15 protein-coding genes and 1 tRNA gene are annotated in these 19228 nt (G+C 55.0%); 6 read left to right on the plus strand and 10 right to left on the minus strand.

Annotated elements, in window-relative coordinates; all coding sequences use genetic code 11:
* Positions 1-118: 118 nt before the first annotated feature.
* Positions 119-1435, plus strand: a complete 1317-nt coding sequence (locus NBV64_RS07045; RefSeq protein WP_250756958.1) for a DUF445 domain-containing protein — start codon at positions 119-121, stop codon at positions 1433-1435.
* Positions 1436-1598: 163 nt separating this feature from the next.
* On the opposite strand, the gene NBV64_RS07050 is transcribed toward NBV64_RS07045, so the two are convergent.
* Positions 1599-3254 carry a methyl-accepting chemotaxis protein gene (locus NBV64_RS07050; protein WP_021446811.1) on the minus strand — a complete coding sequence of 552 codons (1656 nt, stop codon included), beginning with the start codon at positions 3252-3254 and terminating at the stop codon, positions 1599-1601.
* A gap of 286 nt (positions 3255-3540) precedes the next feature.
* Positions 3541-5271: a methyl-accepting chemotaxis protein gene (locus tag NBV64_RS07055; RefSeq protein ID WP_250756959.1), complete on the minus strand. Its 1731-nt coding sequence runs from the start codon at positions 5269-5271 to the stop codon at positions 3541-3543.
* A gap of 405 nt (positions 5272-5676) precedes the next feature.
* Between NBV64_RS07055 and NBV64_RS07060 the strand changes: the two genes are divergently transcribed.
* The 3 genes from NBV64_RS07060 to NBV64_RS07070 all read left to right on the plus strand — a co-directional run bounded on the left by NBV64_RS07060 (position 5677) and on the right by NBV64_RS07070 (position 8657).
* The gene (locus NBV64_RS07060; RefSeq protein ID WP_021446810.1) at positions 5677-6621 is read left to right on the plus strand and encodes an NUDIX hydrolase; all 945 of its coding nucleotides are present in this window, start codon (positions 5677-5679) and stop codon (positions 6619-6621) included.
* A 94-nt stretch (positions 6622-6715) separates the two neighbouring features.
* Positions 6716-7615: a carboxylating nicotinate-nucleotide diphosphorylase gene (gene nadC / locus NBV64_RS07065; RefSeq protein WP_250756960.1), complete on the plus strand. Its 900-nt coding sequence runs from the start codon at positions 6716-6718 to the stop codon at positions 7613-7615.
* 22 nt (positions 7616-7637) lie between these two features.
* Positions 7638-8657 carry a tripartite tricarboxylate transporter substrate binding protein gene (locus tag NBV64_RS07070; protein ID WP_250757224.1) on the plus strand — a complete coding sequence of 340 codons (1020 nt, stop codon included), beginning with the start codon at positions 7638-7640 and terminating at the stop codon, positions 8655-8657.
* A 276-nt stretch (positions 8658-8933) separates the two neighbouring features.
* Here the strand turns inward: NBV64_RS07070 and NBV64_RS07075 are convergent, their stop codons facing one another.
* From NBV64_RS07075 to NBV64_RS07090, 4 genes are all read right to left on the minus strand, one after another.
* Positions 8934-9206, minus strand: coding sequence for a hypothetical protein (locus tag NBV64_RS07075; protein WP_009458345.1), 273 nt, complete (start codon positions 9204-9206; stop codon positions 8934-8936).
* 270 nt (positions 9207-9476) lie between these two features.
* Entirely contained in the window at positions 9477-10019 is a 543-nt protein-coding gene (locus NBV64_RS07080) for a (2Fe-2S)-binding protein (RefSeq protein WP_250756961.1), read from the minus strand.
* Positions 10016-12835 carry a xanthine dehydrogenase family protein molybdopterin-binding subunit gene (locus tag NBV64_RS07085; protein WP_250756962.1) on the minus strand — a complete coding sequence of 940 codons (2820 nt, stop codon included), beginning with the start codon at positions 12833-12835 and terminating at the stop codon, positions 10016-10018. The genes NBV64_RS07080 and NBV64_RS07085 overlap by 4 nt, the downstream gene beginning before the upstream one ends.
* Before the next feature lie 516 nt (positions 12836-13351).
* A complete protein-coding gene (locus NBV64_RS07090) occupies positions 13352-14755 on the minus strand; it encodes a GntP family permease (protein WP_035269147.1) in 1404 nt (467 codons plus the stop codon).
* A gap of 316 nt (positions 14756-15071) precedes the next feature.
* Here NBV64_RS07090 and NBV64_RS07095 point away from each other — a divergent pair.
* A tRNA-Met gene (locus tag NBV64_RS07095) sits at positions 15072-15148 on the plus strand.
* A 38-nt stretch (positions 15149-15186) separates the two neighbouring features.
* On the opposite strand, the gene NBV64_RS07100 is transcribed toward NBV64_RS07095, so the two are convergent.
* Positions 15187-15921, minus strand: a complete 735-nt coding sequence (locus NBV64_RS07100) for a site-specific integrase (protein WP_352230610.1) — start codon at positions 15919-15921, stop codon at positions 15187-15189.
* A 163-nt stretch (positions 15922-16084) separates the two neighbouring features.
* On the opposite strand from NBV64_RS07100, the gene NBV64_RS07105 reads away from it, so the two are divergent.
* Positions 16085-16471, plus strand: coding sequence for a hypothetical protein (locus tag NBV64_RS07105; protein ID WP_250756964.1), 387 nt, complete (start codon positions 16085-16087; stop codon positions 16469-16471).
* 139 nt (positions 16472-16610) lie between these two features.
* Here NBV64_RS07105 and NBV64_RS07110 read toward each other — a convergent pair whose 3' ends face one another.
* The 3 genes from NBV64_RS07110 to NBV64_RS07120 form a co-directional block, all read right to left on the minus strand.
* Positions 16611-17030 carry a BON domain-containing protein gene (locus NBV64_RS07110; RefSeq protein ID WP_250756965.1) on the minus strand — a complete coding sequence of 140 codons (420 nt, stop codon included), beginning with the start codon at positions 17028-17030 and terminating at the stop codon, positions 16611-16613.
* 1553 nt (positions 17031-18583) lie between these two features.
* Positions 18584-18736, minus strand: coding sequence for a hypothetical protein (locus NBV64_RS07115; protein ID WP_181363933.1), 153 nt, complete (start codon positions 18734-18736; stop codon positions 18584-18586).
* A 78-nt stretch (positions 18737-18814) separates the two neighbouring features.
* Positions 18815-19048, minus strand: a complete 234-nt coding sequence (locus tag NBV64_RS07120) for a hypothetical protein (protein WP_203144929.1) — start codon at positions 19046-19048, stop codon at positions 18815-18817.
* Positions 19049-19228: the final 180 nt, after the last annotated feature.

The raw sequence follows: 19228 nt of genomic DNA on the forward strand, positions 1-19228 counted from the left end.
TTAAGGTGAAAGGACTATGACACTTCTCCTCGTGCGGGGGTTTTGCGCAGGACAGCAAGATTGGCTCACAATAAGAGGTTATTGCATGCGGCTATTGAACTACGCATAGACTGTGGAAATGTCTACATCATCCTCTCGCCCTGACTCGCCCGAACGCCGCCTGCGTCGCATGAAGCGCAGCGCATTGGCTTTGCTGGTGCTGACTATCTGCCTGTTCCTGCTAAGCCACGCCATGATGCGGCAGGGCGAGGCGGCGCCCATTGCCGGATTTTGGCCCTGGTTGCGTGCCTTTAGCGAGGCCGCCACCGTCGGTGCGTTGGCAGACTGGTTTGCCGTCGTGGCCTTGTTCCGCCACCCGCTGGGCCTGCCGTTTCCACATACTGCGATCATTCCCAACAAGAAAAACAGCCTGGGTGAAAGCCTGGGCGTCTTTGTACGCGACCACTTTCTGGACTCCGCCATGTTGCTGGAAAAGCTGCGCAGCCTGGACCCGGCAGCGCGTTTGGGGCAGTGGCTGTCGCAACCTGAACAAAGCGAACGTGTCAGCCGTGCCTTGCAAACCGCCATGGGCGAGGCTCTGCGCTTGCTGGACGAGCGCAGCGTTAAACAAGCACTGACCGATGGCGTACGTGGTTACTTGATGCGGGTGGACATGGCCGGTTCCAGCTCCCAGATTCTGGGCTTGTTGACGCGCAATGCCCGACACCAGCGCCTGCTGGACGAAGTCTTGCAGCAATTGGGTGGCTATTTGTCCAACGAGGCAGTCAAACAGCGTGTGGCTGATGTATTGGTGCGCTACGCTCAGCGGGAGTGGCCCAAGCTGCTGGCCATGGTCGGGGTAGTGACTTCGGTAGACGAGTTATCGGGCAAGATGGCCGACCGTCTGGCGCGGGCTCTGGTGGATGAAGTGCAAACCATTTTGAGCGAGCCCGAGCACCCCTTGCGCAAGGATTACGAGCAATGGGTACACGACTATATCCAGCGCCTGGGTCAGGACCCGGACTTGATGGAGCAGGTAGAGGCGATCAAGCAGCGCTTTTTGCACCATAAAGATGTGGGTGAGTACATTGATGGCGTCTGGACGGATGTGATGCGTGTTGTGCGCAATGATCTGGCCAAAGAGGATTCTTCTGTGGCGGCTCATCTGCGTCAGGTGGCGCAGGATTTGGGGACACGCTTGAATACGGATGCGACGCTGCGTGAAACCTTGAATGAACACATGCTGTCCGCAGCAGCGGGCCTGGCCGAGCAACTACGTGAAGGGGCCAAAGACCATATCTCGCGCACCGTGCGTCAATGGGATGACAGGCAACTGGTGCGCGAGCTGGAGCTGACCGTGGGCACGGATCTGCAATACATACGCTTTAATGGCACGGTGGTGGGCGGTTTGGTTGGCGTAGGCCTGCACGCGATTCTGTTACTGGGTTTGGTCTAAAAAGAACTTGCCAGATCAGCGTCCTGTCAGCGCCTTGGCCGTGCCTGGAAAACAGGGCAGAGCATTTCTGATCAGGGTTCGCTGAATTTGCTGCCTTATCGAGGCAGGAGTAGGGGGGGCGGGGCAGCGAGACGCTCAGCGCTTTGCCCCCACGGCTTTCTTATCAGGCAACTTTCAGCAAGGGAACCGGCTCCTGGGTGGCATTCGGGTCGGGGGCGTAGGTAGAACGGCCAGTCGACCCCGTATTCAGAAGCTGGATGGACAGTTTCAGCTCTTGTGCCTGACGGCTGAGCTCATGCACTGTCACTCCCAAATTTCGAGCCAGATCGGCGTTGTCGTTGGTATCGCTGTCCATGGTGGAGACAGCGTCGTTAATCTGCGCCAAACCGCTGGCTTGCTCATTGGAGGCCGTGGAAATTTCGCTGATCAGATGCGTCACATCGGAGACGGACTGCATGATTTCATCCATGGTAGAACCGGCCCGTTTGGCATGATGGGCGCCGGTTGCCATGCGCTTCAAGGAGTCTTCCACCAGGTTCTTGATTTCCCCGGCGGCCTGCGCACTTTTCTGCGCCAGACTGCGTACTTCACCAGCCACGACCGCAAAACCTTTGCCTGCCTCGCCCGCACGGGCGGATTCCACGGCTGCATTCAGCGCCAGAATATTCGTCTGAAACGCCAGCCCTTCAATAATCGACACAATATCGCCAATGCGCTCGGAGCTATTGTGGATGTCCTGCATGGTGCTGACCATGTCCTGCACCACTTCGCCTCCACGCCTTGCGGTAGACAGGCTCTGGTCGGCCAGCTGATTGGCCAGCCTGGCATTGTCCGCGGTCTGCTGCACATTCATGGTCAACTGCTCCATATTCGCGGCCGTGCGCTGCAAGGAGCCGGATTGGGCGGCGGTACGGTGGGATAGTTGGCGGTTGCCGTCCTCAATCTGTGTAGATACATCCAGAGAAGCCTGAATGCCCTGATGCACATCGCGGGCAAGGCTCAGCAGGCTCTTGCGCATCATGTCCATATAGAAATACAGCTGTGCAATTTCCTGGCTACGGGTGTGTTGTGGGTTCAGGTCGATCAGCAAATTGCCCGTCGCAATTTGTTGAGCGATATGGGTGGCACTGTGCAGGGGCTGCATCATGCGCTGGGTCACAATCCAGCCATAGGCCAGAGTCGCCAGACTGAGCACCCCCAGCGAGGCCAGCCCGGCGGTCAGATAGGTGCCGGATGCGCCACTGCCCAATAGCAAACCGACGCTCAAGGTCACCAGGCTGCCCGTCAGAATCCCGAAGCGTAGCAAGCTGGCGCGCAGGCTGCGGTTCAAGGGTTGGAGCAGGGTGTTCAGGGCAGAGCGCCAGCCTCTGGCTTGCAACTGGCCTTCATGCAGACGAAAGCCGCGCAACCCTTGCTGCTGGATGGAGTGGTACAGATATTCTGCTTCCTTGATCTCTTTGGGCTGGGCGCGTACCCGTACCGAGGCATAGCCATTGACGCGGCCATTCTCTATTAAAGGAATGACGCGGGCCTTCACCCAGTAAAAGCCGCCGTCCTTGCGGCGGTTCTTGATCAGCCCCGACCAGGATCGTTGTTGCTTGAGGGTCTGCCATAAATCCTGAAAAATCACGGCCGGCATGTGGGGATGACGCACGATATTGTGGGGTGCCCCGATCAGCTCATCATGGCTGTAGCCGCTAACCTCGATAAAGACCGGATTGGCGTAGATGATGCGCCCCTTCAGGTCTGTTTTGGAGATTAAATAGGTTTTTTCGGGTACCTGTGTTTCATGAGACGTAATGGCTTGGTTTTCACGCATGATCTGGCCCTGTTAAAGACGTAGGCGGAAAAGGACAGATCATTATGTTTCATATTGACTCAATTTTGTTACCTGGTATTTGCATTAGAGTCTAAATGTGTCAATGTAATGACAAGCAGAATCCAGGGTTTCAGAGCAAGGTTGCAGTGGTCTACTTCCTTGATTTTATTATTAATTATTATTTTCAAGTATTCCGGGTATCAAAACCGATCCCGGAATTATTGTTTTGTCTAGCTGTCAGTTTTATCAGGATCAGCAGAGCCGCTGCCGATCCTGATTTTATGGTTTAGCGACGAATCGCTTCCAGGCGGGCGTTCGCTGTTTTGGCACTTTGAACCTGAAAGGGCTGCGTGTTCTGGTAGGACAGTACCTGCATGGTGGGAGCCTTGCTCAACTGAGCCAAAGCAGGAGCACTTTGGTTGGAATCGACAGAGCCGGTATTCAAGGCCTTGATGGCATCGGCCAGCTCGGAGGCTTCGGAGGCCAGGTCGCTCATGGTGTTGCCCAGATCCTGTACCAGGGCGGCATTCTGCTGGGTGACTCCATCCATCTTGGCCATCGCTTCGTTGATCTGATCCAGACCGCTGGCCTGCTCGATCGACGCGGTGGAGATCTCGCCGATAATATCCGTGACACGTTTTACCGAGTCCACGACCTCACCCATGGTGGCGCCCGCGCGGGCAGCTTGTTCGGCACCCACGGCCATACGGCTGACCGAGGCATCAATCAGGTTCTTGATCTCGCCAGCAGCTTGGGAACTCTTCTGGGCCAGACTGCGCACTTCACCGGCCACCACGGCAAAGCCACGGCCAGCCTCACCGGCACGGGCCGATTCCACCGCCGCGTTCAGTGCCAGAATATTGGTCTGGAAGGCAATGCCTTCAATGACGGTGACGATATCGCCAATGCGGCGCGAGCTGTCGTGAATGCCTTGCATGGTCTGTACCACTTCATTGACCACTTCGCCGCCACGCTGAGCAATCTGCATACTGGCATCGGCCAACTGGCTGGCCTGATTGGCGTTATCTGCGTTCTGACGCACGGTTACCGTCAGTTCTTCCATGCTGGCGGCGGTTTCCTGCAAGGACGCAGCCTGATCTTCGGTGCGCGATGCCAGATTGGTATTGTTGACTTCCAGAATGCGGGCCGCATGGATAGAGGCATCAATCCCGGTGCGTGCATCACTGGCAATTCCCACCAGACTCTTGCGCATCAAATCCAGACAGAAGTAGAGCTGGCCAATTTCCGAATTGCTTTCGCTGGAGTTGATGTCAATATCCAGCTGCAAGTTGCCGGTGGCAATTTGCTGGGCGATCAGGGAGGCCTGGTCCAGAGGGCGGATCACACGCTGGGCAATCAGCCAGCCGTAACCCATCATCACGGCACTGGCCAGACACAAGCCACCTGTCAGCCACAAACCCGAGCCTTGAGGTACGCCCCCCGTCAGGGCGAAGTACAAGGCGGTGCCGGTCGTGGCCAGAGCCAGGGTGCCCATACGGAACAGGCTGGCACGCAAGGAGTTGCTGAAAGGGCGGCGCAACTGACTCAAGGCCTTGCGCCAACCGGTAGGCACAGCACGGCCTTCATGCAGGCGTACACCTTTGGCGCGGCCTTCATTAATGGCGGCGTACAGGCTTTCGGCCTCGTTGATTTGTTCCTGGCTGGGTTTTACGCGTACCGAAGCATAGCCAGCGACGGTGCCATTTTCGTAAATAGGCACCGCCATGGCGTACACCCAGTAAAAACCGCCGTCCTTGCGGCGATTCTTTACCACGCCCATCCAGGGGCGCTTGCTTTGCAAGGTATCCCAGAAATCCTGGAAAGCCTCGGGGGGCATGTCGGGGTGGCGGACCAGGTTATGGGCCTTGCCGATCAGCTCCTCACGGGTGAAGCCACTGATCGCAATAAAGGCTGCATTCGCGTAGGTGATCCGACCTTTCAGGTCAGTTTTTGAAATAAGGTACTGATCGGCCCGGACGCGAACCTCGTCCTGGGTAATGGGGAAATTCTTACGCATTCATCATCCTGGAGGAGAACAACAAAGGGGACGCGGGGGGCCGTCAAGCCCGCATGGGCCATGCAAAAACGGGGCATAGGCTTCTGTCTGTCCGTGATCGACCTGAATTGTCAGAAACCTTCTATTTTTGCGAATGGCGGAGCAGAACAAAGCGTGAAACTGTTGTCTGATCCGGCCTCTGACTGAGCGCTTGCTTGTCATTTATGGCAAACACATACAGTTCAAACGCTTAACGGCAGGCAGGCGAATTTCTTTAGGCTTAGATGTTCATGGGTCATAATTTGAGCATCTGAAAATAAGGTACCCACTGTAATTTCGGATAGCGTCCCTGCCGCCCGCCGGAGCAGGGCGGGCCTCGCTTATAATCCGCCAGATGCGCGCTGGCGCGATTCAGAAGGAGAATATGTGATCGATACGCAGGAACCTGTAGTCAGTGCTGAGCTGGTGGCTGTTTTAGTGGCTGTCACCGATGGTGAGCCTCGTGTCTTGACCACGGATGCCGGGCAGGCCTTGCCCGCCGGACCGTTTCAGCACACGCACCGTTCTTTGCAAACGGGGCTGCGCGATTGGGTGGAAACCCAAACCCATCACCCGGTGGGGTATGTGGAGCAGCTGTATACCTTTGCAGACAGGGATCGTTTTGACGCGCAGGGCACGCGTATTGTGTCGGTCAGCTATGTCGGGCTGACGCGTGAAGTTGGCCAGCCGGATGTAGCCCAGGTGATCTGGCAGGACTGCTACCGTTACTTCCCGTGGGAAGACCGACGCGATGGTGCACCGGACATTATTCAGAAAACCATCGTGCCTGCCTTGCTGGACTGGTGCGAGCAGGACGAATCCTTGCGGGCCTTGCGCCGCCAGCGCGTCAATTACAGTTTTGGCCTGGAAGGGGCGATCTGGAACGAGGACTTTGTTTTGCAGCGTTACGAGCTGCTGTATGAAGCGGGCTTGTTGCCCGAGTCCTGTCGCCGTCGCCAGCGTGAACAGCAAGAGCTGGGCAAGCATTACGAGCTGGGTCTGGGCATGCGTCACGATCATCGCCGTATTCTGGCCACTGGCTTGGCACGTCTACGCGCCAAAATCAAATACCGTCCTGTTGTGTTTGAACTGATGCCGCCAGAATTCACCTTGCTGCAATTGCAGCAGGCCGTGGAAGCCTTGGCAGGGCGGGGACTGCATAAGCAGAACTTTCGCCGTTTGATTGAACAGCAAGCCCTGGTGGAAGAAACCGGCGCCATGAGTGTGGGTGGTTCAGGCCGACCCGCCAAATTGTTTCGCTTTCGTGGAGACGTTTTGTTTGAACGGGCCATCTCGGGCAGTAAATTGCCGCTGGCAAAACAAGCGCGTTAAAAAGCGGGCCTATGGCTTGACAGTGCTTATGCTCAGGAATAGCATAAATGCACCGTGCCATTAGGCCTTATTTTTAGCGATTTAAATACTCATAATGAGCATAATTAACGCCTCCGAGCCGACAGCGCAAGCTGCAGAGACACGAGCTCACCGTATTCCTTCCTTGCCCGACGTCATCCTGGAACCCTTGGTGCGCGCCACCTTGCAAGAAGACTTGGGTCGCGCTGGTGATCTGACGACGGATTCTATCGTTCCCGCAGCAACGCGCACGCAAATGCGCCTGGTGGCCCGCGAGGAAGGTGTGTTGGCTGGCCTGGATCTGGCTCGTCTGGCCTTTACCTTGCTGGACCCTACGCTGCGCTTCGAGGCCCAACTGCAAGATGGCGATGTCCTGACTCCGGGGGCGCAGATTGCGGTCATTAGCGGCTCGGCCCGTTCCATGCTGACGGCAGAGCGCTGCGCCTTGAATTTCCTGGGGCATTTAAGTGGCGTGGCATCGGCAACTGCCTCCATTGCCCGCGCGATTGCGCCCTACGGCACGAAAGTCACTTGCACCCGTAAAACCATGCCCGGTCTGCGCGCTGTGCAGAAATACGCAGTTCGAGTCGGGGGCGGCAGCAACCATCGCTTTGGTCTGGATGACGCGGTACTGATCAAAGACAACCACATCGCCGTTGCCGGGGGCGTCAAAGCCGCGGTGGAAGCAGCCCGTGCCTATATTGGTCATCTGGTTTGCATTGAGGTGGAAGTCGATACTCTGGAGCAGCTGGATGAAGTGCTGGAACTGGGTGTGGACAGCATTCTTCTGGACAATATGGACACCCCAACCTTGACCGAGGCCGTGGCCCGCGTCGCAGGCCGAGCCAAAACAGAAGCCTCTGGCCGTATCACTCCTGAAACAGCCGTAGAAATAGCCCGTTGCGGTGTAGACCGAATCGCAGTGGGCTGGATTACGCACAGTGCACGTGTACTGGATATTGGTCTGGACGCTTGAGTAGAGAAACGTGTTGGCTGTCATGGCGGGTTTTCAGGTGGGTAAGCGGGCGGCAGCAGCCGCCTTGCTGGGCTTGGTGGCGCTAGGCTTGGGTAATCCAGCGGCGCAGGCAAGGGAGGTGGCAGCCGAGCAGGCTGTGAAATATCCCCTCAAGCCGATTACCGTGATCGTCACCTTTCCGCCTGGCGGCGGGACCGACTTGCTGGCCCGCAAACTGGGCCCCAGGCTGGAAAGAGCGCTGGGCCAACCCGTTATTATCGACAACCGACCTGGTGCCAGCGGCAATATTGGTGCGCGGGCGGTAGCTTATGCTCGCGCTGACGGCTACACCTTGCTGATGGCCAATAGCTCTTTCGCTATCAATCCTGGCGTATTTCGTAACCTGGGCTTCAAACCCAAAGAAGACTTTGCGCCGATTGCGAATATAGGATTTGTGCCCTCCGTGATCGTGACCGGACACGGCTCGGATATTCAGAATCTGGAACAAGTTCTGGAGCAGCAGTCCGAACCGGCCTTGGCTTATGCGTCCTGCGGAAATGGCACTCCTCAGCATCTGGCCGGAGAGATGCTCTATGACTTGCGAGGCACGGCCTTGCTGCATATCCCGTATCGCGGCTGCGGCCCCGCTTTGAACGATGTGGTCGCGGGCCAGGTGCCTTTAGGCATTGTGACCTTGTCCAGCGCGGCTACCTTGATCGAGTCCGGACACTTGCGCGCCCTGGCCGTCACCTCTGCCCAACGCAGCCCCGTTCTGCCTAAAGTGCCAACCGTGGCTGAAGTCAGTCATAGTGATTTCGAGCTGGACCAATGGCACGGCCTGTTGGCCCCGTCTCACACGCCTGAACACATTATCAATACGCTGAACCGCGTCGTGCAAAAAGCCCTGACGGACCCGGCCATGCAATCGCAGTTGTTGGCATTGGGTTATACGCCGCAAGAAGGCAATGAATCAGCACAAGCCAGTGGCTTCAAGGCCATGATCTGGAACGACATCGACCGATTTGGGGCCTTGGCCTACAAGATTGGTTTGCAGGTGGATTAGGGCGGGTAGGGCCCTGCTTTGGGGACTGGTTGACTCCTGGAACGCCAGCGACGGGTTTTCCTCTGATAATGTTCCGGCACCCGAATGCATCAGATCATGCGGCAATATGCCCAGTTTCTATATGAATCTTATTGGTCCCTCAGACAGTTTGAGGCCCAGGCAGCGGCTTGGGCTTACCTGGGCCAATATCTATAGAGAGGCGAGGGGCCGATAGCTGAGCTTGTGTCTGTCTAACAGTCAGTCGATTGTGAACTGACAGACAAGCCCAGCTTCTATTTAGAAGAAGCTGTCTTCACTGGGCGCCTCAGGAACAGGCTGGGTCGCAAACCAGTGTTTTTCCAGTAGCAGGGTATGCGTCAAACCATCCTTGCTGCAGTTGGAATCGATCTCGATCTGGCCGCGCTGGCTGCCGCCCGCATTGAAATTATCGGCCTCTACTTCGGCAGCGGCGATATAAGCCTGCAGGTTCAGATCAGGCTGACCACGATCCAGAACAAACTGACGAATCGCTTCAGTGCCTAACTCGTTAAGGGTGTAGGTGTAGTTCATGGTGTGCTCCTGATAGAGGGCCTTGAGAATATGCGGCCATAGATCCAAATCCTAGCACAGGGTAAAAGGAGCCGTGTGCATCGAGGCACTGTACTGCTTGATGTAAGCCCTCCATCTAGCTAACCATGTGACACGAGCAGACAGATGGCGTTGCAACGGAAGGCGTACTGTCGAGTACTCGAACGCCTCGATACCAGCGTGGCTGAGCCCAGAATTTTGCCGTGCAGTTGCCAGGGGATCACCAGCTAGATCCCCCGCAGCCTTTGTGACTTAACTGACCATGCCTGGAGTGGCGAGAATCAGATCCCTCATTGCTTGGTGGTAACGGACATAGCCGGTACAGCGGCAGATATGGTTTTGTAAACCTTCCGATACTTTGGCTTCAACTTGTTCACGTGAAACGGGCTGCTTTTGCAGGGACTCGTACAGCACAATTCCCGCATTTACAAAGCCGGGGGTGCAGTAACCACACTGAAAGGCAAAGTGCTCCAAAAAGGCTTGTTGTACAGGGTGCAGTTGCGTGACCTTGTCCTGTGCATCCCGCTGGACATGGGCCTCGATCGTGCGTATTTTTTTGCCCTCAAAGTAACTGGCTGGTGTGATGCACGTTTGTATCTCTTCGCTACGTCCGTCCGGGTGATCCACGATGACAACACAAGCATGGCAAATCCCCATTCCGCAGCCCAAATGCGTGCCGGTCAGCCCTGCATGCTCATGCAGAAAGTCGATCATGGGCAGATCTGGGCTGACGTCCATTGTTTGCAAGTCCACCCGATTAATGTTGAGGTGTAAGGTCTTAGTGGGGCTGCTCATGCCAAGCGCTCCTTGATTTTTTCTGCGGTCACAGGCAGTTCACGAAAGAACTGTCCTGTAGCGTGGTTAACACCGCTGACAGCGGCAGCAATGATGGGGATCATCACCACTTCGGCAATTCCCTTGGGAGAGTCCGTCTCGGAAATCTGGTCCAGTAGTTCGAAACTGGTGTTCCAGACGGCCACATCCTTGGCGCGAGGTAGGCGATAGCGGTGAAAATTCCAGGAGCCATCGCCGGGGCCACCTTCGTGCAGCGGTAGATCCTCGAACCAGGCCTGACCCAATCCCATGGCTAACCCCCCCTCGGCCTGACTCATGACTAGTTGGGGCACGATGGGCTTGCCGCAGTCGATCCACGTATGTGCTGACAATAAGGTCTGTTCACCACTTTTGCTGTCGATCTCCACTTCCGTTAACACGCCAACGGCGGAGTAATACAGGTAACCGCCTCGACGACGTGACACAGGCGGGTAGCTGATATTGCGACGCTCCAGTCGCTGATAGCCATTATGCGCCTTGGCCTGTTCGGTCTTGGTGCCTGCTCCATGGCGCAGTGCCAGCCCATCCAGCGGTAGTCGCAGGTTTTGGCCAGCTACCTCAAAGTCGGCCTCGGCCCACTGGTAGCGGTTAAACGCATGCAGCACGACACCAGTAACCAATTCCAGCTCGTGGGCGCGCTTGGCCAGTTGTGGCAGCGTGAGGGGTTCCAGACCTCCGGTGCTGAGCAGGCCATCGCCGGTCCAGCTGGCGTCTTCAGGGCGTACGGTCAAGGGGGCGATTTGACCACCACCGTAACCTTCCCCCCAGATGGACAGGGCGGCTGGCCATAGTCCATACAGAAACAGCAAGCGAGCCGCTTCCGAGGTGCCGTGAGAACCAAAGTAGGAGGAGCTGCTGGCGTAGGAGCCGGAGGATAGAACCGGTGTCCAGCGTGGATTGGTTTGATGTTTGTCTTGATCAGGCTGTTTTAAGGTGTAGGGGTTGTGAGTAGCCTGCATATCCAGCTCGGGCCAGTCAAGATGTGAAGCCTTTACCGTGTGGGCAGCGCGGCCAACCCACTTGGCACAGATCACTGCTTGGGACGTTGCCGAGCCCGTACCAATTTCTACCGTAGAGGTGCGAAGGTGGACTTGCCCTTGCTCATCAATTTCGATACCAGAATGGTCTCCTTGCGCGCCGGTGCCATAGTTTTTCATAACGCAGGCAAAGCCCACGCCATACAGCTTGCCTGGGTTACTGGCTTCAAACTCTTTCTTTTTCTTGTCCCGCCCGGTCCACAATGGATGTTGATGTGCTTTTTCTAAAATCTCCCTGGCACGCAGGGAGCCCGCCGGAATCCCTCCTTCCATATTTTTCTGACCGCTGCGCATGACGTTCTTGAGGCGTAATTCGATGGGGTCCATGTTCAGGCGAGCGGCTGCTTCGTCCAACATCAGTTCCATGGCAGTCATGGTCTGTCCCTTGCCATAACCACGCATGGAGCCGGCCTCCACCGCGCGCGAGGCCAGTGCAATTCCCCAGGAGTCGCTCTTGGGCAGATAGTAAATACCCTGTGCGCTTTGTGCACCGCCTGTGGTGACCGCCCAGCTGCACGTAGCCCTGCCTCCACCGTCCGTTATGCTAAAGCTCTGGTACTGCATGATCTTGCCGCTCTTTCTGTCGATAGCAATGCGGTTGTTCATGCGGTTGGAGTGTCGTTTTTGACCAGCTTGAAACTGCTCAAAGCGGTCATTGGCTAGCCGTACGGGCATATTGTCTGCAAACAGGGCAGCAACAACTCCGTAGTGGTTGAAAGCGCTGTGCTCCTTGACCCCGTAACCTGTGGCCGTACAGGGGTGGACAATGATGTTCTCCAAACCAAATTGGGATGCGGCCACTATGCCCGCAGCTTCTGCACCATCCGCCCCCGGGGTTTGGGAGCCGACCACCATTTGCAGCTCTTTGTTTTTGTTGTCATACCAGCAATTGATGCACTCCGGTTCTAAAGGGGCGCCGTCGATCGATTGGGAGTAGTACTCACCATCGAACACGAGCCAGTCATCAGGTGGTTGGTCGAAACGTTCTTGCATCGCTTCGCTCAAGGCGATGGCCTTCGCTGTATTGGTGTTTCCCTTGCTGGACGGCCATACAGGTGAGTTTCCCTGAATTTTTTCCGGAAACACGACTCCGTCCTTCATGCTGGAGAATATATCGTCGGCCCCTGGCGTATCGCCCTCTACACGGATATAGCGTGCTCCACCATAGGCATCTATTTCCCTGAAGCCTGTCTTGTCTCCATACTTCAGCACGGCGGATCTCTTGCTGGCATTTTTAGCGCGGCGGTAGCGATCAAAGTCTTTGTAGATCAAGATGGCGACCGGGTGCCCTAAAAAGCGCGCCGTCTTACCGGTGGCCAATAGCATCTCGTCGTTGTAGTAGTCAGGCAGTTCCAGTTGTGCCTTGGCGAGGTCTTGGGCCTGGATCAATATATCGGGCTGTAGGTCGGCACCTAGTGCTTCCAGGTCCAAGCCGATGTAACGATGATCAGCTTGAGCGGCGCGCAGGATAAAGGCGTGAGCCTGATGCTCTGGCCAACCGGGCATATCTTTGGCGCGAATGTCACGTACAAAAAATTTGCTGCCGGTGACTTGTCGCGTACCGTCAATCTTGAAGGGTACTTGTCGCTCTACGCTATTCCAGGGCGTAGGGCGGGAGTCGTGTTCTCCCAGAAGTGTGGCCTGTGCTGCCTTGGGTATAAAAGGCGCCATATAAATGGATACGCCGGATACGACACTAAACTTCAGGAACTGTCGCCGATTAAAAGGCGCTGTGCTCATGCAGGACCTCCGGATAATAAAAGATACGTCGCGATATTGAGAGCAACACTCCGCCTTCAGATGCGTAGTCGTACAGCATCGTTGAGCGTGGCTGATGATAGGGACGTGTCAGAACCCGAAGTTGGGCTTTTGGCCAAATTTCATATGTGTGTCTCCGAATCTTCGTATCAGGTAGGACCTCGCCTCGCCTTTTTTGTAGATGGCGTAGCGGGACCTGATTATTTTTTAGTTAGCTGGCTAGCTTCATAGGCATGAAGCATTTCTGATAGTGGCGGAGAATATCTGAAAATAGCGTGATAATGGTTATATTGTTTATGTTATGTTGATTTTTATTGTTGTAAATCAGTTGCTTATGGAGGCCCTTGTTGTTGCTGGTGTTTCTACTTAGGCAGGTTTAAATGGTTCTTGGGTGTGGTTTTAACATCCTGACTCTACGGTCCTGGTGTGTCGGCTGTCTCCATTTGGACTAAAAAGCCAGCCCAATGGGCTGGCTCGATGCACTGATAAGAAGAAAATCTAGAAGCTGCCAAAAATCGTACCCAACGTAATCACGGTGATCAGCGCAAAGATAGGAGCAGCCATTGTCACCATGGCGATATTGCCATAGGACTGACGGTGGTTCAGCTTGCAGATCGACAGCAAGGTAATGATCGCGCCGCAATGGGGCAGGGTATCCAGACCGCCCGCTGCCATCACCGCCACACGGTGCAGCAGTTCAGGGCTGATGCCAGCTTGCTGAGCCATCGCCAAATAATCCGAACCCAACGTCTGCAAGGCAATACTCAAACCACCTGAAGACGAGCCTGTAATCCCGGCCAATGTCGTCATGGCGACTGCTTCCGAGATCAGTGGATTGCCAGGAGCCACGTTCAATACAAAGTCCCGAATAATCGCAAAGCCTGCCAGGCTGGCAATTACCGCGCCGTAACCAACTTCAGAGGCGGTATTGAACAACGGCAGCATGAAACCAAATACGCCTTTATTGATGCTCTCGCGCAGACTCTTCCAGTGACCCAAGCGGCTGATGATCAGCACCAGGTTCGCGGTAATCAAGGCAATAATCAGCGCCCACAGACCCGTAATCTTGGCAGGATCAACCTGAGGGAAGCGCTCGGCCATGAACTCGAAGTTTGTGCCGGGGAAAATCCCATAAGTGAACAAGGCATTGACGCCAATCACCAGAATCAGCGGCAAGATAGCCAGGAAGATAGGCATGGGTTTCTGACCATGCGTACTGTGATCGTCGCTGGCATCAAAATGATCCTGACCGTGGTCGCCATAGCCTTCGCCATTCGCAATAGCTTTGCGCGCACGCGACTGCAGCCACCACAGGCCACCCAAAGCCATGATCAAACCACCAATAATCCCCAGCCCCGGTGCAGCAAACACGTTAGTGCCGTAATAAGGAATAGGAATCGCGTTCTGAATGGCAGGCGTGCCAGGCAGAGCCGTCATGGTGAAGGTAAAGGAGCCCAAAGCAATCGACGCGGGAATCAGACGCTTGGGGATGCCTGCGGCGCGAAACAGATCCTTGGCGATCGGATAGATGGCAAAGGCCACCACGAACAAGGACACCCCACCATAAGTCAGTACGCCGCACACCATCACAATGGTGGCAATAGCATGACGATGTCCCAGCTTGCGTGTAATCCACTGAGCAATCGCCTGAGCCGCACCGGAGTCCGCCATCAACTGACCAAACAAGGCACCTAACAAGAAGATGGGCAAGAACTGAAGCACATAGCCGCTAAGCGCGCTCATGAAGGTGGATGTGTAGATGGGCAACAAAAACCCGGAGTCCCCCGAGAGCAGCACAGCCAGGGCGGCCATCAAGGGAGCCAGCAACAGAACCGTCACCCCCCGATAAGCGAAGAACATCAGCAGCAAAAGCGAGACAACAATAGCAAGCGTACTGGCCATAAACAAAGTTCCTGTGGAAGGTCCGGATCACGGACGTCAGTCAATTAACAAGGACGGGTCAAACGCCAAGCAGGCAGTGTAGCAATAGGGAATGACAAACAGGCTTGATAGGGCGCAAGGGGGAGGAGTAGCAGGAAAAGGCCGGGTCGTTTACTTTTTGTATCATTTGGATGGGTGGCAGGAGCAGGCGTTGAAGAAGGGAAGCTCAATGAATACAAGGGCTTAGCGTTTTCATAGGAGAGAATTATCAAAAAGATGAAAAAAGATCGAGATAAGTGCTTGCTAAAAGACGAAACCTTGCTATAATTTCTTCTTCGGCGCATTAGCTCAGCAGGTTAGAGCGACGGAATCATAATCCGCAGGTCCCCTGTTCGAATCAGGGATGCGCCACCAGAATTATCCTTGTTTATCAAGGTTTTAAAGCCGCCTTCTTAGGCGGCTTTTTTCTTGCCTGCCGTTTGCTGTGACCTAAACGTGACGTGATTGGCGTACTGTGCCAGATGGCCTGCGTCCAGGTGGGCATACTTCTTCACCATGTCCAAAGTCTCCCAGCCACCCAGCTCTTTCAATACGAAGAGTGGGGTGCCATTCTGAACATGCCAGCTCGCCCAGGTGTGACGCAGATCGTGAAAGCGGAAGTCCCGTAGCCCAACCTCCTTCATTGCCGCAGTAAATGCTCTGCGGTCGATCTGCTCAATTTGCGACCCTGCCCATATTCGAGAGAACACCAGGCTTGCATGGGTTCCTATTCTGCGCTTAACCGCCTCCACGGCATGCTCGTTCAATGGGACTGCTCGTGCACGGCCCGACCTGGCCAAGTCATTCGTGACCCAGGCCAGACTCCTACCCAGATCCACCTTGTCCCAGGTTAGTGAGAATATTTCGGCAGCGCGGCAGTCCGTTGCCAACGCAAACTCGCAGGAGTCTCGCACCCAATTCAAACGGATAGCGTTCAGGAATTGATCGGCCTTTGCCTGGGTAAGCCAGTGAACGCGTACGGTTGCTTCTCTTGCTATCTGTAGCTTGGGTTTGCGGTCGATCCACCCAGCATCTGCCGCAAGAGACAAGATGCGTGTCATGCTTGCGAGATAGCGGTTCTGAGTCGCAGGGGTTAGTTTTGTTGCTGGCCCGCTTTCATATGTTATGTGCGTCGGCAGGCCATTCATTATGTCGTCAGTTGTTAAAGAGCAGATGGAGCGGCCGCGCACACAGTCTGAATGGATTGTGGGCGTAGTCAGCACGGTGGTGGCTTCGATCTTGGACGGTGTCGCTGTGATCTAGCAGTACGAGCTGCATCACTGGGCAAACAACTCAGTTGATCTGGTGGTCATGCTCGTCTGGGGCTTGCTGGCCCTTTTTTTTCGTCCGCAGAAAGTGGAGCAGGCCACACCAGAACCAGAGAAGGCTTCGCCGATGCCGGGCCGGGCGTCGTTCAGGGTCCGCGCATCAGCCAAGCCGACGCCGACCAGCGCCTGCAGCGCCAGAGCGGCAAGGTGCTGCTGGGCCTGCTGGGGGGGCCTGAACCTTGCCGCTCTGGCGCTGCTGCTGATCGGGCGGCGTCAGGGTAAGGCCCAGGCAGAGCAGAAACAAATAAAGGCAGACATGGCTGCCGTGGTGGGGGTATCAAGAGATGCAACTGAAACGATTGAGCGCCTGGATGACGATGCTGTGCGCGACCGTGCTCGCAAGCGGATGGGTGGCAGCGAAGGGCGGTAGCTACTTCGCCGCCGCCCAGCGGCCTTTCCAGTGGCGCTCTGATGCTGAGATTGACGCCACGCCGATAAGAGTGTTGCGCTATGTGGAAACAGAGGCTGTAACTTGGGGGCGGCTGTGTTTTTGATCAGAGGAATGTCGATCAGTTGGCCTTCACTGTCAAGCCGGTGGCGTCAACCTTGCTCACGCCTTTGATGCTTTCCGCATCTGAAATTGCCTTCTGCAGTTGCTTGTCATCTGAAACTGCACCAGTGAGCTTAGTGACTCCATTTTTGGTTTCGACTGAAATGGTGTTGCCCTGCAGTTCTTTCTGGGCGGCTAGGCGGGCCTTTACCTGCTTTGTGATTTCTGCGTCAGATGTGTTTTGTTGAGTATCGGCCCCGCGGTTGTGTACCTCTTTAGCGTTTGCTTCTCCTGGGGTTTTCTCCTCAGCTGCTCCTTTCCCGGCTGTTGCAGAAAGGTCAGGGTGGGAGGGCCTGTCTTCTGCCATGGCACCGGCGCTTAGCCCAAGGCTGAGTGCTGAGGCTGCCAATAGCTTAGAGATAGTTGTTGAGTTAGTCATTCTTTCACCTAATTTGGGCGAATTGGTTTTGTGGGTCTTTAAAAGGATGTTTCCGGTGGTAGGCTCATCTCTCTTAATTAAAGCGAACCGCACCTTTGCTTGTGCTGGCCGTCGACAGTATTGAAGGTTGAGGAGCTTGCCGATTGTCGTGAGTCAGAAAGGTGTTCAATGTACCTGACCATAACTTGAACCCTAAGCAGGCTTGCCATTTGTCCTGCTGATAAATCCAGTGCATGTGGCAGACTGTGCATTGGTAAAGACGCTGAATGCCAAACTGTCCAGAATCCTCTTTTGGGTTAAAGCCGTTATGTTGGGGTGGCCGCGATGTGCGGGGTTTGGAAAGTGGCAATGTCTGACACATGATGCACATGGTGCCGTGGTCTAGCTTTCCGATATATTGCTCCTTTGGTAAAGGTTGATACAGGTAACAGCTAAGCTCTAACTAGCTCGGGAAATACGAATCAATTCTCATTGCTTTTATTTCTTTCAGACTTTACGCTCAGACGGGTTTTTAAAATGCGCAAAAAGTTACGGATGTAAAGCAATGTGTGGAAAGAGTGCTTATATGGCTGTAGGGTAATTTGTGTTTGGAGCCTGGCACTTTACATTGCTCATCTGCTTGGTGGCGGGGTGCCAATCTTTAGGTTTTTGTGTTTATCAGCTTACGCGTGTGTGACATCTGGCAGGGGAAGAACATCTACTCGCGCAGTTGAGATTACTAAGCGGACGCGACAGTCTGGGACTGCTCGGACCGCGGTGGCTTGTTCAGCCTCACGCGGCTTTATTTTGCGTACTGGCTACCAGATGAAGATAAACAAGCTATTTATCGGTTTATCGCCTATCCTGTACTTATGTCCTAACATTTGTTGGGGCTGCCATTGACCAATGGAGGTCATAATGGACAAGAGAGGCAAACCGGCTAAGAAGCCAAGTACACGCAAGTCTGAGCTCACTCCGCCGCAAGTGGGTTGGCCAGCTCAGGCTCCTAATGCGGGGATCAAGCGCGCCAGTGCTGCCCATGATCACAAACCCACAGGAAGAGGGGCTGTACGGGGAAGATAAACCTCGAGACTTGAATCGCTATCCCATCCCGCTATAGAAAGGGCCTGCAATGACACATCATCGCAGGCCTTTTTGTTTTCAACTCTACACAGTGTACTAGCGTTGGAAATCCTGCTGCATACCCGGCCATAGCTTAAAGCCTAGGTAAGCGCCACAACGGTCGCGCTCATACAGCCACAATGTTTTGCAGTTGGAGCATTGGTATAAAGATTTTTGAGCTTCACCAGAGCCTTGCAAGCAAGGGCCGGCAACAGCCATAAATTCGTGCTTGAGGCTGATCGAAGAGGATAAGGGTAACAGCTGGCATAGAGTGCACAGATTATGTGAGCTTTGATAGGGCACTTTGTTCTCCTGAAGGGGGGAGCTCCAGGCATTAGCCAGAGTGATGAAAAGTTATTATTGTTGTTGGAGTCGTCAGGGGGAGGGGCTGTTGCCGGAATGTTTGGCAGTCCCGTATTGCAGACTCGTTGGGGCGAGTCTGCGAAAGCTACTTATTTGCCTTTCGGCTGGTCCTGCGGAGCTTTGCCATCTTTATTGCCATCCTTCTTGTCGTCAGGATGCATGGCCGCTTTTCGATCAGGAGACGGTGATGGGTTTTGGGAAGGGGCTTGGGGTTTGTTGGGCGAGCTGGTTGTTTGTGTCATGAGAGACTCCAATAGGTGAATCCCAGCAGCAAATCAGGCGATTTGAGGGCACTGCTTTGTGCTGTGATGCACTAACAGTTAGTTAAAAATGGATTGATCGTTTTGCGCTGGAGGAGGGGAGCGAGGTTTCTTGTCGCCGATGGGCTCATCGTTTGCAGGTAATGTCTGATCGTCTTCGTGGATCCGTTCGATTTCAACGGGGCGTTTGTCGCGGGGGTCCGGGATAGTGGGTTCGGCGGGGTCGGCGGCCGAGAGAAGGGGGAAGCGAAGCAAGTTAACTTTTCTTCCAATGGACCGGAGATAGTGTGTCATAGGCACTCCTGCCATGACTGGCGGGATATTTCTCAGAGAGTCTGAGCAACAGCGCCAGTAGCGCCTTCAGGGTGTCAACGAGAAGGTCTAAGTTCATACTAGGCTGATCCTGAAAATACCCACCATGCTAATTTGTAAATCATTGTATTTTAAGGGGAATTCAGTCTGTGTACTTTGCTT

Origin of the sequence: Alcaligenes sp. DN25, assembly GCF_023674485.1 — a bacterium.
GTDB classification, from domain to species: domain Bacteria; phylum Pseudomonadota; class Gammaproteobacteria; order Burkholderiales; family Burkholderiaceae_B; genus Alcaligenes; species Alcaligenes phenolicus.

Coding starts and splice junctions, on each gene's coding strand:
- NBV64_RS07110 (WP_250756965.1), bottom strand. CDS start 17,030: ATGACTAACTCAACAACTATCTCTAAGCTATTGGCAGCCTCAGCACTC.
- NBV64_RS07070 (WP_250757224.1), top strand. CDS start 7,638: ATGGCGGGTTTTCAGGTGGGTAAGCGGGCGGCAGCAGCCGCCTTGCTG.
- NBV64_RS07050 (WP_021446811.1), bottom strand. CDS start 3,254: ATGCGTGAAAACCAAGCCATTACGTCTCATGAAACACAGGTACCCGAA.
- NBV64_RS07080 (WP_250756961.1), bottom strand. CDS start 10,019: ATGAGCAGCCCCACTAAGACCTTACACCTCAACATTAATCGGGTGGAC.
- NBV64_RS07120 (WP_203144929.1), bottom strand. CDS start 19,048: ATGACACACTATCTCCGGTCCATTGGAAGAAAAGTTAACTTGCTTCGC.
- NBV64_RS07045 (WP_250756958.1), top strand. CDS start 119: ATGTCTACATCATCCTCTCGCCCTGACTCGCCCGAACGCCGCCTGCGT.
- NBV64_RS07075 (WP_009458345.1), bottom strand. CDS start 9,206: ATGAACTACACCTACACCCTTAACGAGTTAGGCACTGAAGCGATTCGT.
- NBV64_RS07085 (WP_250756962.1), bottom strand. CDS start 12,835: ATGAGCACAGCGCCTTTTAATCGGCGACAGTTCCTGAAGTTTAGTGTC.
- NBV64_RS07105 (WP_250756964.1), top strand. CDS start 16,085: ATGCTCGTCTGGGGCTTGCTGGCCCTTTTTTTTCGTCCGCAGAAAGTG.
- NBV64_RS07090 (WP_035269147.1), bottom strand. CDS start 14,755: ATGGCCAGTACGCTTGCTATTGTTGTCTCGCTTTTGCTGCTGATGTTC.
- NBV64_RS07055 (WP_250756959.1), bottom strand. CDS start 5,271: ATGCGTAAGAATTTCCCCATTACCCAGGACGAGGTTCGCGTCCGGGCC.
- NBV64_RS07115 (WP_181363933.1), bottom strand. CDS start 18,736: ATGACACAAACAACCAGCTCGCCCAACAAACCCCAAGCCCCTTCCCAA.
- nadC (WP_250756960.1), top strand. CDS start 6,716: ATGAGCATAATTAACGCCTCCGAGCCGACAGCGCAAGCTGCAGAGACA.
- NBV64_RS07100 (WP_352230610.1), bottom strand. CDS start 15,921: ATGAATGGCCTGCCGACGCACATAACATATGAAAGCGGGCCAGCAACA.